Raw genomic sequence first — 14,112 nt, forward strand, 5'->3', positions numbered from 1 at the left:
AAAAAAACTTACTCCATGAAATACTCTAACACAGTATATCATTTTTTTAACAGGAAAAGATAACCTCTACTAAGGTTTTGGATAAGAGGTGACCTCATTGGAACAAACAGAGTTTAAGGAATATATACACGATAATTTAGCATTGGTGCTGCCAAAATTAAAAGAAAACGATGATCTGGTGAAAAACAAAAAAATGCTTGCGAACGGACTGGTTTTTTACTATCTCTATTTCAGTGAACTGACTGATGAGAATAAGGTGTCAGAAGCCATTAAAACTTTAATTAAAGATGAGGAGACCTTAACGCTTGACCAGGTCAAAAAACGCCTTGACCAGCTTGACGCAAGACCTGTTGAAACCGCAAAAAAAACGATTGAATCGATTCTCAACGGCAATTGTGCTGTGTTTATCAACGGATTGGATAAAGCCTATATTCTGACCACAGGAAAGAAAAAAACAAGAAGCCTGACAGAGCCGACAACTGAAAAAGTGGTACGCGGCCCAAAAGTTGCGTTTGTAGAGGATATTGATACAAATCTCGCTCTGATCAGACAAAGAACCTCTCATCCGAAATTGATCACCAAAAAAATCATGATCGGCGAAAACAAGCTGAAGCCCGCAGCCATTATGTACATTGAGGGCAAAGCGAAAAAGTCCGTCATAAAAGAAGTGAAGGCGCGGCTTAAAAATATCCAGCTGGAAGATATCCAGGACAGCGGAACGCTCGAGGAGCTCATTGAAGATAATAAATATTCACCATTTCCGCAGATACAAAATACGGAAAGACCTGACAAAGTATCTTCAGCCCTGTTTAACGGCCGTGTGGCAATTTTGGTCGACAGTTCACCATTTGTGCTGCTGGTGCCGGTTTCTCTCGGCATCCTGATGCAATCCCCGGATGACTACTATGAACGCTGGATTTCAGCATCTCTTATCCGGTCGCTGCGCTTTGCTTCTATCTTTATCACCTTGTTTTTGTCATCGATTTATATAGCACTTGTTTCCTTCCATCAGGGGCTGCTGCCGACCGCGCTCGCCGTTACAATTTCGGCGAACAGGGAAAACGTGCCGTTCCCTCCGATATTTGAAGCCCTGCTGATGGAAGTCACCATCGAGCTGCTAAGGGAAGCCGGACTGCGACTCCCCAATCCGCTCGGACAGACGATCGGCCTCGTTGGGGGCGTAGTCATCGGACAGGCTGCTGTAGAAGCGAATCTCGTCAGTTCGATTATGGTCATTGTCGTCAGTGTCATTGCCCTGGCATCCTTTACCGTTCCTCAATACGGAATGGGTCTGTCTTTCCGGGTGCTGCGTTTTATTTCGATGTTTTCCGCCGCTATTTTAGGGCTGTACGGCATTATTTTATTTATGCTTGTCGTTTATACGCACTTAACGAGACAAACGAGCTTTGGGTCTCCGTATTTTTCGCCAAACGGATTCTTTAGCCTGAAAAATACGGATGACTCCATTATCCGTCTCCCAATTAAAAACAAACCAAAAGAGGCGAATAATCCAAATGAGCCAAAAACAGACTCCACTGAAACTTAATACCTTTCAAGGTATTTCTATTGTTGCAAATACAATGCTTGGGGCCGGACTTTTAACATTGCCGCGAGCGCTGACCACTAAGGCTAATACGCCTGACGGCTGGATCACGCTGATATTAGAAAGTTTCATTTTTATTTTCTTCATTTATTTAAACACGCTCATTCAGAAAAAACATCAATACCCTTCACTCTTTGAATATTTGAAGGAAGGGCTTGGGAAATGGATCGGCAGCATCATCGGCCTTTTGATCTGCGGCTATTTCCTCGGCGTAGCCAGCTTCGAGACACGGGCAATGGCTGAAATGGTGAAGTTTTTCCTGCTGGAGAGAACCCCAATTCAAGTCATTATTTTAACGTTTATTTGCTGCGGTATTTATTTAATCGTCGGGGGTTTAAGTGATGTGTCGCGGCTGTTTCCCTTTTATTTAACGGTAACCATTATTATTTTGCTGGTTGTGTTTGGGATCAGTTTTAAAATTTTTGATATTAATAATTTGCGTCCTGTTTTAGGCGAAGGCCTTGGACCCATTGCAAACTCCCTTACCGTCGTTTCCATCTCTTTTTTAGGAATGGAAGTGATGCTGTTTCTTCCTGAACATATGAAGAAAAAGAAATACACGTTCAGATATGCGTCTCTAGGATTTCTGATTCCGATTATCTTATATATCCTTACGTATATTATCGTTGTCGGAGCTTTGACCGCTCCCGAGGTAAAAACGCTGATTTGGCCGACTATTTCTCTCTTTCAGTCCTTTGAGCTTAAAGGCATATTTATTGAACGGTTTGAATCGTTTTTACTGGTGGTCTGGATCATCCAGTTTTTCACCACATTTGTCATTTACGGATACTTTGCCGCTAACGGGCTAAAGAAGACATTCGGATTATCGACTAAAACAAGCATGGTGATTATCGGCATAACGGTCTTTTATTTTTCTCTCTGGCCGGATGACGCCAATCAAGTCATGGTGTATAGCGATTATCTTGGCTATATTTTTGTCTCCCTGTTTCTGCTTCCCTTCATTCTCTTTTTCATTGTAGCTCTCAAGAGGAGGATTACAGCAAAATGAAAATCCGGATTTTATGTATGTTTATATGCACCCTATTGCTGTCCGGATGCTGGGACAGTGAGAATATCGAGGAATTAAGCTTAGTGATCGGAGTAGGGCTAGACAAGCCTGACGATGAAAACTTAGAGCTGACACAGCAAATTCTCGTGCCGAAAAAAATCAGTGCCAAGGAGGGCTCTTCATCTGATCCGACACAGCTTTCTATCACAAAGGGTGAAACTGTCCATCAAATGATGAGAACCTCTGCATTAAAGCATAATCCTACGTTTTCACAGCATTTGCGTCTCATTCTGCTTTCCAAAAGCGTGATTGCGGATCAAATTGGAATGGACGCGATCATTAACCAGTTTGTCAGAGACAACGGAACAAGGAGGAGTTCCTATGTCTTTATCACCAACGGCCGAACTAAGGATATATTTAACATGAATGATGAAGGCGAACCCGCATCCAACGTGATATATGATCTGACAGAGAAAAATAAGGTGACGATCAGAATGATGGAGCCAGTTACATTGGGGGAGATCTCAGAACACTTAACCTCTGACGATTCATTCCTCATCCCTCATGTCGGTAAGGAAAACGGCAAGCTCGCGATAAACGGAGCCTCTATCATCAAAAATAAATTATGGCACCGGGATCTCACCCCGATTGAGGTTCAAAATATTAACTTATTTTCAGGCACTGTCGAGGGAGGCGTCATTGACTTGAAGCGCGATGGCCATCTCTTTTCTTATGAAGTATATTCGAGCAATCGGAAGATCAAGACGGCCTATAAGGACGGAAAGTTCAAATTCACCGTCACCCGCACTATTGAAGGTCGTCTATCTGAGGACTGGAATCCCAGTGAAGATTCGTTTAAGGATTCATATATTAAAAGCATTGAAAAGGCAGTCGAAAAACGAATACACAAAACAGTAACGACATTTATTACAGAGAAGCTGCAGAAAGAGATCAAAGCGGATGTGACCGGATTGGGAAACCAAGTCAGAATTCATTATCCTCAAAAGTGGAAAAAGATCGCAAGAAAATGGGATGATGATTATTTCAGCAATGCGGAAATAGACTACCGGGTCAATGTGATTGTCAGAGACTTCGGAACGAAAGGCGCAAACAAATAGGAGCCGCCTATTTGACGAGATGATTTCGATGCGCGTACACCGCCGCCTGCGTCCGGTCACTGACATCCAGCTTTGATAAAATATTGGTAATATGTGTTTTGACTGTTTTAATCGTAATAAACAGTTCCTCGCCTATTTCTTTGTTTGTCTTTCCTTCTGCGATCAGGCAGAGTATTTCGAGCTCCCGTTTCGTCAGCGATTCATGCGGGAGCGCGTTTTCACCTGAGTGGCGCAGCCTGGATAATACTTTTCCCGCCACTTTTGACTCCAGCTTCGGCTCTCCCTTGCTTGCGGCGCGGATGGCATCGGCGATTTCTGCCGCTTTTGAGGTTTTCAACAGATAGCTGAGCGCGCCAGCTTCAATAACCGGGTACACTTTGTCATCATCAATGAAGCTAGTGAGCACAATAATTTTCGGGTCGGAAAGCTCCCGGCAAATTTGCTTTGTAGCTTCAATGCCATCCATGCCCTCCATGACAAGGTCCATTAAAATGACATCCGGCGACAGTTCCGCAGCAAGCCGAACACCTTCGCTGCCGTCCGATGCTTCGCCGATGACTTCAATATCGGGCTGCGCCTCCAAAAAAGCCGCGAGCCCCATTCTGACCATTTCATGATCATCAATCAATAATACTCGAATCACGTTCGTTCTCTCCTTTTTCTTCCGCGAAAATCGGGACCTTCACTTCAATTTGGGTGCCTTTTCCTTCTACTGAAATCACTTCGGCGACCCCGCCGATTTCACTTGCACGTTCTTTCATAGAATTCAAGCCGTATGAGGAGGCTTTCACCTGGTCCATTTTAAAGCCTTTTCCATTATCAATCACCTTCAGACGGAGCTGGCTGTTCTTTATGCCCAGAATCACGGTTACTTTTGACGCTTTTGAATGTCTAAATACGTTTGAAAGGGCCTCCTGCACGATTCTGAACAAGTGGTCTTCAACACCCTTGGATATCGCTGTGTCCTGTATATCCCACTCAATATCAATCGGCTGCTTTTTTCGGAACTCGTCCAAAAGCTCCGTAAGCCCCTCCTTCAGCCCTTTTCCTTCAAGGGTAACAGGCCGTAAATGGAGCAGCAGCGCCCTCATCTCATTTTGGGCTTCGCCTGCCATATGCTCGACCATCCTGATTCGCTTGACTGTTTTGTCATCAGCATCCTTGACATGTTCCAGCACGGCTGATGTCATCATCGATATGGCAAAGAGCTGCTGGCTGACCGCATCATGAAGATCTCTAGCCAATCGCTGGCGTTCTTCTGAGATAACCGACTTCTTCATTTGCACCTGCCATTCCGCACGTTCATTGGAAAGTTTCTGCAGGGATGCGACTTGAAGCTCCACGCGCTTCGCCATTTCGTTCAGCTGATCGGCGGCCAGGCCGATTTCATCATCACCGAGCGGAGGTATCCGATAAGCGAAATTGCCGTTTTCAAAGGTTAAAATGGATTCAATTAATGTATCAATCCTTGTCTTCAACCGGTTGCCGTACATATACCCTGAGGCGAAACCGACGGTCACGCTGATCAGAAGCAAAATCAGGATAAACGGAATTCCGAACCAGCTTGATGACAGCAAAACAAGCGGATCGAGCCGATAGTAAAACATCATAAAAGAAATCAGGCAAACAAAAAGGAGCAGGCTGATTCCCGTTGTCATGCGGATGGCGCGCCATTGGAGGCTGGCAAGCATTTTTTTTCTCATACGTATTTCACATCCACATCACCGATAAATAAGGAAACGGACACTTTGACCCGGCGCTTTGACTCGCTGAAATCGGTTGACGCGGCATATACCTTCGTGCTTAATCCGCTTTTCTTCGAGCCGATCAGATTGATGTCTCCTATAAAAACAGCCGAGCTGACAGCTACTTCAAGGTCCGATGGTACATATATATCAACGTTTCCGATGACTCCGCTAATGACGATTGTACTTTCTCCCTCGGGAATCATTGCTTTAGACAAATCGATTTTGATATCACCGATAAAACCAGAGACATTTAAATCATTCAGGTCAAACGGCTGCTTCATCATTTGCAGCTCTCCGATAAAAAAGCTGCGCATGTCGGGATGTTTTACATCTTTTGGCGTCTCATGATGTTCTTTTTTATTGAGGTTGACCTGTTTCTCATTCGGTTCAAATATCGGCTTCCCTTTGATAAGCCTGTAGCCGGCGTAAATCAGAAATGCGGCAAACGCATAGCCGAATAAATTAAAGGTGATGCTGAAGAGGTTTTTCAAAAATAGAAACGCGGCAAAGATATACATGACGGAGCCAAGCCAATCACGGGAATATTTTTTAAGGAAATAGCCGGCAATCAGAAAAAAGAGCGGCCAAAACAGCAGATCGCCTATTCCGATAATTTGCAAAAACATACTGATGCCGAATAAAGCAATGATCAATCCGAGAAGCTGTTTTTTTGTCATTCCTGGTGTCCGCCTCCTTTCTTCTGCCTGGTGCTACCGTATCGCTAGATCCCCGCTGTCCGTTTTGATGTCGATTGGATGCTGGCCGCTTCCTTGCGTGCCTGTGATGTGATGCTGTTCTTTATGTGCTTTATCAGCAAATGAATACGGCGAACTGACGTCACCGCTTGCTGATAAAGCATTGACTGCAAAGCTGCCGTTTTGGGGAAGGCTTAAATTAGCATCACCGCTTGTCAGCGTGACAGTTACGGGACCGGTTACCTTTTTCAATACAGCATTAAAATCTCCTGAAGTCATTTTCACATCAAGAGAGCCTGATACATGAACCAGATTTGCGTCCCCTGAAGCTAAATCAATGCCGGCTGTTTTGGAGACGGTATTTGAAATGGAAACATCCCCCGATGATGCCTTCACTTTCAGGTCTTGAATGCGGACGTCCGTCACGCTCGTATTTCCGCTCGCAGATACTGCGTTCAGCCCGGAAAGCGTAAGATGGTCATTCCCGGCCACAGACACGTCACCGCTTGAGGTTCGTACTGCCAGATCACCTTTATAATCATACGGAAGCCTGACGATAAGAGTTGAACGGTTAAACCCATTCAAAAATTGAAATTCTTTTTCCTTTACGGTCAGCTCCAGTTGTCTTTTGTTTTCAGTAACAAATAACTTTCCTGAGTCTCCTGAAATGCCTGCCGATATGTCACTTCGTTCTTCCGCTATAATCCGGACATCCTTGCTATCCGACTCAATGACCATGCTGTCAATCTCCCGCGGCGATGCGCTGGCTGAATCGGCTTCTGTGCCATTTATGAAACCTAGGCCTGCAGCAAACACATCTTTTACGACAACAGCGAAAAAAACCAGAATACCGGCAGTGATCAACAGTTTGCCAAGCATTTTTTTCATTCGGTTTCATCCTTCTCATTCATTCTATTATAAAGGAAAAGCTTGCGAATTGATACGTGCGGAAGGGAAGGACTTGACCGCAAATCCTTCCCCGTTCCGCTTATTCATTTGCCGCTTGTGTCTGGTCTGATTTTTGCAGTGAAAGTGTCCGCATTTTTTCAATCTCTGCTTCCACATCGTCTGCGAATTCTTTACGTGTAAGTTCTGCGCCGGCTTCCGCTGACTTTGAATAATTCGCGCGGATTTCCATTTCTTCAATACGATTTTCAATACGCAAAAATTCACGATACGCGCTTTCACTGTCAATTTTGTCAAATGTCGTATTCATATGCTCTTTAGCTTTCGCCGCATTTGCCCGCGCAATCAGCGCCTGTTTTTTATCCTTTACGTCCTGAAGCTTTGTTTCAAGTGCAGCCAGCTGCTCTTTCAGATCGGCCAGCTGACTGTTTGCCTGTTCATAGGAAGCTTTATGCTCAGCCGCCTTTCCTTCTAAATACTTCATTTCAGTCAGCGCCTTTTTCGCCAGTTCTTCTTCACCCGCGTCAAATGCGAGCTGTGCCTGATTTTTCCGTTTGCCAGCCACTTCAGCGGCTTCTTCATATTTTTTCTTAAATTGATAGGCAATCGTGTGCTGTTTCACAATTGTTTGCTTTGCTTTTGCGATGTCGCTTTCCATATCGCGTACATATTGATTCAGCATCACCTTTGGATTCTCCATTTTATCAAGTCCTTCATGAACTGACGCAACAAACATATCTCTGATTCTTTTTAATACCATACCTAATTCCTCCTAATATATTGATATTATTTTTTCTTCAAAAATTCTTCCCATTCGTCATCAAAGTGAGATTGGTAGGCAGCAGAAGCCGGTTCAGGATCAAAAGATGATACACCGTTATCAGCTGATCCGTTTTTCATCAGCTTCCAGCCGTAATACACCATAGCGGCCGCCAATGCGATTCCGACGACAAACGGAAGTGAGCAGATGAGCATAATGGCCCCGATACCGCCCACGATGATTCCCGTGATGGTTTTTCCCGCGGCAAACCTTTTGACTCCTGCGTATGTCATTAAGCCCCCGATGGCGAGAGGGATGATAAAGCCGAAGCTTCCTCCTCCAAAAAAGACAGAGATCCCAAATACAATTAATAAGAATCCGCCTATTGTTTTCTTGTTGATCTTCATGCAGATCCTCCTTTCGTTTTCCTTGTCTTCATCTTATACAAGTTGGAAGATATGCAAAACGAATCAGAGATTGATTTTTATATAAGACCGGAGTCGTATCTCGCACCGGACCCATTGGCACAAAAAAACGCCATGCACGAGGCATGGCGTTTCAAAACCCTTTACAGATGAACACTTGCTTCCCTTTCTTTAATCAGGTCGGACCTTTCTGCTTTGGCCAGTTTTGTAAACAGCAAGATTCCGATACCCGCAATAATTTCGACAATCCCGCCGGCAGCAATCACTGTTCCTGAGCCGAAAGCATTAGCGGCATACCCGCAAATGACAGCTCCGGCAGGGATCGAAATATTTGAGATCATATGTATAACGGCGTAAACCTGCGGCTGATCCTCACTATCCACAGACGTCTGGATAATCGTGTACTCAGGAACATTAACAGCACTGACTGCGGCACCAAAGGTAAAAGCAGCGAAAAAGACGAGCGGCAAAAAGGTGTTCATCCCGGTAATAAAGAAAGCAAATCCTTCAATAATGCCGGCAGTGACGAATAACAAGCCGTACCTGTTTACTTTGACTTTCGCCAGCACAAACCCTAGTAAAAACGCGCCCGCGGCGGTAGTGGCCTTTAAAAGCGAGTATACGATCGGCTGGCCGTTTAAATCTTCCGCAACGTATACGGCAGAGAGCGCTTCCCATGGGGCAGCCGCGAAATTCATAAAGATACAGTAAATGGCGAGCGGATATAAAATCTGGTGTTTTCTGACGAGCCTAAAGCCGCGTTTCAGTCTTCCGATATATGTGCCTCTCTGTGTAACAACCGCAGACTCTGATTGAGATTCAACCGCAGTGTACTTAATAAAAAGAACGAGAAAACCTGACACCAAATAGAGCACAAGTGCGATAAGCATGGTATAAGAAGGACTGATAAACGTAAGAAAAGCGCCGCATAATGTGACAGCCCCAAGCCGGACAATTTGAGCGGAGGATTGCAGCACAGCGTTTGCTTTTTGAATGCCCTGTTCATTGACGATTTGAGGAATCAAAGCGATAGAGGCGGGATTGTAGGCAGCTCCAGTAGCTGAATGCACAATCATAAGCGTCATGACAAACCACAGCGGAGAGAAGCCCGCAAAATGACATAGAGGGATAATCAAAACAATCGCCGCCCTTGTCAGATCTGAAAAGTACATCCAAAATTTCAGCGTGGTCTGTTTCATAAAAGGCCCCGTCACAGGCGCCAGAACGGCTTCCGGCAAAAACGTGACAGCAATCAATAAAGCAGTGCCGATCGCACCTTTGCCGTCATAAATTAAAAACCATAATATTGAATTAAATGCGAACATATCGCCGGATATCTTGACTATTCTTGAGAAAAACAGATAATTGAAATTTCTCTTCCAGATGCTATCACTTTCAATTAAATTCACCATCCATCAGAGCCCCCCACTGCCTATTTTTTACATCTATTTATTACAATATCTCATTTTTCCATTTTTCAGTCAATAATTCATAAGGTTCATTTTTTGTCGTAAAATGGGAAATTGACAGAGTGAAAAACAAAAAAAGCCGGCATGTATTTGAACACGCCGGCTTTCGTTTTCACTTTTTATGATTCACTGCTGTTTCGGTCCCGAAACACAATGGCACTTCTTTCATATTCTACATCGCCAATACCGTTTCTTGCATTCACAACCCGTGCGGCGGCAAAGAAATAATCGGACAGACGATTGAGATAACGCAGCACTGTTTCATGAATCTCCTCCGATTTCATCAGCGCCACCACTCTTCGTTCTGCCCGCCTTGTAATGGTGCGTGCGATATGGAGAAGCGAAGCACACTTTGATCCGCCTGGAAGAATAAATTTCTTCAGTTCCGGCGCTTCTGCTGTATAGGCATCAATGCGCGTTTCTAAAAAGGAAACAGATTCTTCCGTTAGTTTGTAGTCTTTTCTTTCTGTGACGATTGCCAGATCGCCTCCGCAGTCAAACAGCTCATGCTGGATGGTCAGCAGCTCGGCTGTCAGATCTTCAAAGCCGGGCTGCCCGGAAAGCTCTGCCAAAGCAAGCCCGATAAAGCTGTTAAGCTCGTCAATCGTGCCGTAGCTTTCGACGCGTAGGCTGTCCTTGTCCGTTCTGCCCCCGACTAAGCCCGTTTGTCCCTTATCGCCTGTTTTTGTATATAGTTTCATACCCTGAATCTCCTTTACAGACTTATTCAAACAACTCAGCAGCCTCTTTTACACATTCAGCTGTCCCTTTCTTTATCAATTGGTTCAGCCGCTGTTCTATGTTTTGGGATTGCTGAGTTTGAGTCGCGGCGATGAGAATATCACCTGTGCCTCTTCCGTCTCCCAGCACTTTCGTCCGTTCTGCTTCGGCAGCCATAAGAGCTTTGATGAAGAATTGATCTGCCGCATAGCCGTTTATCAAAATCCAAATCGAAAAGCCGGTCTGAACGCATATGAAAACGGATAACTCTCTGTCTTCATACGTTCGATACACGAAACGGTCAAGTCTTTCTGAAGAAGCCATCGCACACGTCTCCTGCAGTTGAAAACCGCTTTCTGAAAGACAGGCCGTAAGTCCTTCTATCGGTTCTGGCTGATCTGGCAGCCGTTTATGGATCAGCGTCCTGCTCCACGAAAACCCTGCACCGATAGGCGTCGAGGACAATGTTCGAAGCGGGATTTCCGTTTGCAGAAGAATGTTATCACGCCCCGCTTGGAGCAATGCTTCAAATAGGATAGACTGCCGCTTCGCGCTATCTTTTTCAGGCTGAATCACAATCATCGGTTTAGGTGAGCTTTGATGTACCAAGGCGGTGACATCTGTATCGTACACCGCCTTTATGCTTTGTTCTGTGACAGCATATTCCGGTTTTTGCTTAGGACCAGCGGCACCGTTTTTCATAAACATGAGCTCATCACAGTACAGGCTTGCGGTGTTCAGATCATGAAAAACGCTGACAGCTGCCAATCCGCTTTCTCTCGTCAGGCGTTTGATCAGATCAAGCAGGTCTTTTTGATAAGCCAGATCGAGAAAATTAGTCGGCTCGTCCAAAAATAAAATACGCGGCTGCTGCGCCAAAGCTTGTGCCAAATACACCCGCTGCTGTTCCCCTCCGCTTAGTTCGCGAATCGGCTTTTGCGCAAAATCGGCCACTCCTGTTTGCTCCATTGCTTCCTGTACAATGGCTTCATCCTTTTCAGTCTGCTGTCTGAACAGCCCCGTTTGGAATGGATATCTGCCAAAGGCTACAGTTTCTTCGACGGTAAAGGTGAAGGCTTGATCCGTTTTTTGCGGCAGGACGGCCATGATTTGCGCCAGTTCCTTCGGTTTATAGTCCGCCAGCAGTTTTCCGGCCAGATAAACGCTGCCTTCCTTGGCCGGCAGCGTACCTGTCAGCAAGTGCAAAAGCGTGGTTTTTCCGCTTCCATTAGGGCCAAGAATTCCGAGAAATTCTCCCTTCTCCACTGTTAAGCTGACATTGTTGATTAGGCGGCTGTCGCCGTATCCTCCCGACAGCCCTTCTGCCTTCATCATAAGCTTCTCCTCCCGCGGTGCTGCCGAATTAAAATAAGAGCGAACACAGGCGCTCCCGCCAAGGACGTAATGATCCCGATCGGCAGTTCAATCGGCTCAATGATGGTTCTGGAAAGCAGATCGGCTAAAACGAGAAACCCTGCCCCTAGCAAGGCGGACAGCGGCAGTAAATGCCGATGGTCCGTTCCCCACAATAGCCTTGTGATATGCGGAATCACAAGGCCGACAAAGCCGATCGTGCCCGATACTGCCACAGCGCTTCCCGTCAAAAGAGATCCTGCTATTAATATCATCATCTTCCTCTGCTGAACGCTGACTCCAAGAAGCTTTGCTTTATCTTCTCCATATGTCATCACGTTCAGTTCCCTTCCGTTTATAATCAATAAAATGGTTCCCAAAAGAAAAAACGGGAGAAACAAAATAACATAGCTCCAGCCCCTCATTGAGACGCTGCCAAGCAGCCAATGCACAATCGGAAGCAGGTTGTCTCCTGTCAAGGCGATGATAAGAGAAATAAATGCGCCTAAAAAAGAGTTGGTGATGACACCGGTCAAAATGAGGGTGGAAACAGACATCGAAGCATGAACGAGGCGGCTGAAGAAAAGGACCGCCGCCATCGTGGCAAGTGCCGCGGCTACACTCACAACCGGGAGTGTAAACCCTCCGATGACAGGAAGGTGCAGACCTAAGAACAGAGTCACAACAGCTCCGACTGAAGCACCGGATGACACACCTAGCGTATAGGGATCAGCAAGTGGATTTTTCAATAATCCTTGAAAAGCGGCCCCTGCAATAGAAAGAGCCGCCCCCACAAGGGCGGCCAGCACAACTCTCGGCAGTCTGATATTCATCATAATATTAGTGTACATCGGATCATCAGAACCAATAGAGCCGCCGAAGCCTTGATGCCAAAAGACACGAAAAACAGCGGGAATAGGAATATGCAGGCTGCCGCAAGAAATTCCTAAGATGATGCTCACGGCTAAAAATGAGAAACCAATGATATATGCGGCATAACGATTATTCCTTAAACGTATCCGGGTAAATGCTTTCCGCAAGTTCTTCGACCCCTTCGATCAGACGGGGACCGGAACGTGTCACAAGATCAGGGTCCACATCATATACACGATGATGTTTCACAGCATTGATTTCGCTCCAGCCATCGCGTTTTTCCACAGCTTTCGCTTTCACACCGTCCGTTGTAACAATTGCATCAGGATTGAGTTTTACGATCGCCTCATCTGTCATTTGCACCCATCCTGTCTGATCCGCAGCTGCGTTTTTAGCATGGATGACATTCAGCATTTCATTCATAAACGTATCTTTTCCGGTTGTATAAATGTCAGGATCAGGAGAAACCTCGATAAATACGCTTTTCTCCTCGTCTTTTGAAATGGTTTTCGCTTTTTCTTGAATATCCTTTAGATCTGATTTCATGCTTTTCACGAGCTGATCAGCTTTTTTCTCCGCCCCGGCAGCTTCTCCGATCATTTCGATTGATTTGTACACCTCGGAGAATGATTGTGCATCATTGACAGTCAGCACTGTAATGCCCGCGTCCTTCAGCTGTTTGATGGCATCCGCTGATGCTGACATGGAAGACTCATGGGCCAGAACGAGATCTGGTTTTAGAGAAATGACTTTTTCAACGTTTACATTCATATCTCCGACTTTCTCAACCTTTTTGACTTCCTTTGGATAGGTATCGTTTGTGGTGACACCGACCACTTTGTCACCAAGGCCGAGTGCGTATGTAATTTCTGTGTTGCTCGGCATTAATGAAACAATCTTTTTTGGCTCTTTTTTGATGGTTACATCTTGATTTGACGCATCATCAATGGTGACAGGAAACGCTTCTGTTTTTTGTTTTGCCTTTGAATCCTTCTGATCCGCAGGATTGCCGCAGCCTGCCAGCATAACAACAGCCAACAGGAGCGCAGTCCATATCCCGGCTCGTTTTTTCATAATTTTTTCCTCCTAAACGAACTAAAAAAGCATCTCTACGACGGTAAAGATGCTGTAAACAACACAAAAAAGCCTATTGTTTACACATCATCTGTCCTCGCAGAATTCGTGCTGATCAAACAGGCAGGTATCCTGGCTCTTGGCGCTTGGCCAATTACAGTGGCGGGACCGCACCGGCTTTTACCGGTTTCCCTTTTAAGCCGGCTGTTGTTCACGGACCGGCACCTATTTGACATTCGTATCCTTTTTTCGGAGTAATTATACTATATGACTGACAGGCTTGTATATGTGTCCTGAATGACTTTTCCCCATATTGTGTATGGGAGCAAAATCCTCGTAAACACTAAATTTGATCTTGT

General features: G+C 45.3%; 14 protein-coding genes and 1 riboswitch. Of the genes, 3 read left to right on the plus strand and 11 right to left on the minus strand.

Going from position 1 to position 14,112, the window contains the following annotated elements:
- Nucleotides 1–97: 97 nt before the first annotated feature.
- From gerAA to gerAC, 3 genes are read left to right on the plus strand one after another with little or no spacing between them, the layout of a single operon-like run.
- A complete protein-coding gene (gene gerAA / locus KXZ66_RS17085) occupies nucleotides 98–1,546 on the plus strand; it encodes a spore germination receptor protein GerAA (RefSeq protein ID WP_032726836.1) in 1,449 nt (482 codons plus the stop codon).
- Nucleotides 1,515–2,612 carry a spore germination receptor protein GerAB gene (gerAB, locus tag KXZ66_RS17090; protein ID WP_032677048.1) on the plus strand — a complete coding sequence of 366 codons (1,098 nt, stop codon included), beginning with the start codon at nucleotides 1,515–1,517 and terminating at the stop codon, nucleotides 2,610–2,612. The genes gerAA and gerAB overlap by 32 nt, the downstream gene beginning before the upstream one ends.
- A complete protein-coding gene (gerAC, locus tag KXZ66_RS17095) occupies nucleotides 2,609–3,730 on the plus strand; it encodes a spore germination receptor protein GerAC (protein ID WP_072175787.1) in 1,122 nt (373 codons plus the stop codon). The genes gerAB and gerAC overlap by 4 nt, the downstream gene beginning before the upstream one ends.
- 7 nt (nucleotides 3,731–3,737) lie before the next feature.
- On the opposite strand, the gene liaR is transcribed toward gerAC, so the two are convergent.
- The 11 genes from liaR to KXZ66_RS17150 form a co-directional block, all read right to left on the minus strand.
- The gene (gene liaR / locus KXZ66_RS17100; protein WP_021480575.1) at nucleotides 3,738–4,373 is read right to left on the minus strand and encodes a two-component system response regulator LiaR; all 636 of its coding nucleotides are present in this window, start codon (nucleotides 4,371–4,373) and stop codon (nucleotides 3,738–3,740) included.
- Nucleotides 4,351–5,433 (minus strand): two-component system sensor histidine kinase LiaS, encoded by a 1,083-nt coding sequence (gene liaS / locus KXZ66_RS17105; RefSeq protein ID WP_128740720.1) that lies wholly within the window; start codon nucleotides 5,431–5,433, stop codon nucleotides 4,351–4,353. The genes liaR and liaS overlap by 23 nt, the downstream gene beginning before the upstream one ends.
- On the minus strand, nucleotides 5,430–6,155 hold the full coding sequence (liaF, locus tag KXZ66_RS17110) for a LiaRS two-component regulatory system accessory protein LiaF (RefSeq protein ID WP_100505807.1): 726 nt from the start codon (nucleotides 6,153–6,155) through the stop codon (nucleotides 5,430–5,432). The genes liaS and liaF overlap by 4 nt, the downstream gene beginning before the upstream one ends.
- A gap of 33 nt (nucleotides 6,156–6,188) precedes the next feature.
- Nucleotides 6,189–7,061, minus strand: a complete 873-nt coding sequence (locus KXZ66_RS17115) for a LiaG family protein (protein ID WP_151870058.1) — start codon at nucleotides 7,059–7,061, stop codon at nucleotides 6,189–6,191.
- A 100-nt stretch (nucleotides 7,062–7,161) separates the two neighbouring features.
- Nucleotides 7,162–7,839 carry a stress responsive protein LiaH gene (gene liaH / locus KXZ66_RS17120; protein WP_015714684.1) on the minus strand — a complete coding sequence of 226 codons (678 nt, stop codon included), beginning with the start codon at nucleotides 7,837–7,839 and terminating at the stop codon, nucleotides 7,162–7,164.
- A 26-nt stretch (nucleotides 7,840–7,865) separates the two neighbouring features.
- Nucleotides 7,866–8,246, minus strand: coding sequence for a cell envelope stress-induced membrane anchor protein LiaI (gene liaI / locus KXZ66_RS17125; RefSeq protein WP_038829327.1), 381 nt, complete (start codon nucleotides 8,244–8,246; stop codon nucleotides 7,866–7,868).
- Between the two features lie 161 nt (nucleotides 8,247–8,407).
- On the minus strand, nucleotides 8,408–9,676 hold the full coding sequence (locus KXZ66_RS17130) for an MFS transporter (protein WP_003228502.1): 1,269 nt from the start codon (nucleotides 9,674–9,676) through the stop codon (nucleotides 8,408–8,410).
- 176 nt (nucleotides 9,677–9,852) lie between these two features.
- The gene (locus KXZ66_RS17135) at nucleotides 9,853–10,434 is read right to left on the minus strand and encodes a cob(I)yrinic acid a,c-diamide adenosyltransferase (RefSeq protein WP_128993403.1); all 582 of its coding nucleotides are present in this window, start codon (nucleotides 10,432–10,434) and stop codon (nucleotides 9,853–9,855) included.
- A 22-nt stretch (nucleotides 10,435–10,456) separates the two neighbouring features.
- The gene (locus KXZ66_RS17140; protein ID WP_151870511.1) at nucleotides 10,457–11,785 is read right to left on the minus strand and encodes an ABC transporter ATP-binding protein; all 1,329 of its coding nucleotides are present in this window, start codon (nucleotides 11,783–11,785) and stop codon (nucleotides 10,457–10,459) included.
- Nucleotides 11,785–12,846 carry a FecCD family ABC transporter permease gene (locus KXZ66_RS17145; RefSeq protein ID WP_019712959.1) on the minus strand — a complete coding sequence of 354 codons (1,062 nt, stop codon included), beginning with the start codon at nucleotides 12,844–12,846 and terminating at the stop codon, nucleotides 11,785–11,787. Before KXZ66_RS17145 ends, KXZ66_RS17140 begins: the two co-directional genes overlap by 1 nt.
- Entirely contained in the window at nucleotides 12,809–13,753 is a 945-nt protein-coding gene (locus KXZ66_RS17150) for an ABC transporter substrate-binding protein (protein WP_041850549.1), read from the minus strand. The genes KXZ66_RS17145 and KXZ66_RS17150 overlap by 38 nt, the downstream gene beginning before the upstream one ends.
- Before the next feature lie 104 nt (nucleotides 13,754–13,857).
- Nucleotides 13,858–13,997: riboswitch (cobalamin riboswitch) on the minus strand.
- Nucleotides 13,998–14,112 lie beyond the last annotated feature (115 nt).

The organism is Bacillus sp. LJBS17 (assembly GCF_019334685.1).
In the GTDB taxonomy this organism is placed as follows: domain Bacteria; phylum Bacillota; class Bacilli; order Bacillales; family Bacillaceae; genus Bacillus; species Bacillus subtilis.

What these genes read in the sequence shown, in the direction of transcription:
- gerAB (WP_032677048.1), top strand. Translation starts at nt 1,515, where the DNA reads ATGAGCCAAAAACAGACTCCACTGAAACTTAATACCTTTCAAGGTATT.
- liaF (WP_100505807.1), bottom strand. Translation starts at nt 6,155, where the DNA reads ATGACAAAAAAACAGCTTCTCGGATTGATCATTGCTTTATTCGGCATC.
- liaI (WP_038829327.1), bottom strand. Translation starts at nt 8,246, where the DNA reads ATGAAGATCAACAAGAAAACAATAGGCGGATTCTTATTAATTGTATTT.
- KXZ66_RS17135 (WP_128993403.1), bottom strand. Translation starts at nt 10,434, where the DNA reads ATGAAACTATATACAAAAACAGGCGATAAGGGACAAACGGGCTTAGTC.
- KXZ66_RS17130 (WP_003228502.1), bottom strand. Translation starts at nt 9,676, where the DNA reads ATGGTGAATTTAATTGAAAGTGATAGCATCTGGAAGAGAAATTTCAAT.
- liaS (WP_128740720.1), bottom strand. Translation starts at nt 5,433, where the DNA reads ATGAGAAAAAAAATGCTTGCCAGCCTCCAATGGCGCGCCATCCGCATG.
- liaH (WP_015714684.1), bottom strand. Translation starts at nt 7,839, where the DNA reads ATGGTATTAAAAAGAATCAGAGATATGTTTGTTGCGTCAGTTCATGAA.
- gerAC (WP_072175787.1), top strand. Translation starts at nt 2,609, where the DNA reads ATGAAAATCCGGATTTTATGTATGTTTATATGCACCCTATTGCTGTCC.
- KXZ66_RS17150 (WP_041850549.1), bottom strand. Translation starts at nt 13,753, where the DNA reads ATGAAAAAACGAGCCGGGATATGGACTGCGCTCCTGTTGGCTGTTGTT.
- KXZ66_RS17140 (WP_151870511.1), bottom strand. Translation starts at nt 11,785, where the DNA reads ATGAAGGCAGAAGGGCTGTCGGGAGGATACGGCGACAGCCGCCTAATC.
- KXZ66_RS17115 (WP_151870058.1), bottom strand. Translation starts at nt 7,061, where the DNA reads ATGAAAAAAATGCTTGGCAAACTGTTGATCACTGCCGGTATTCTGGTT.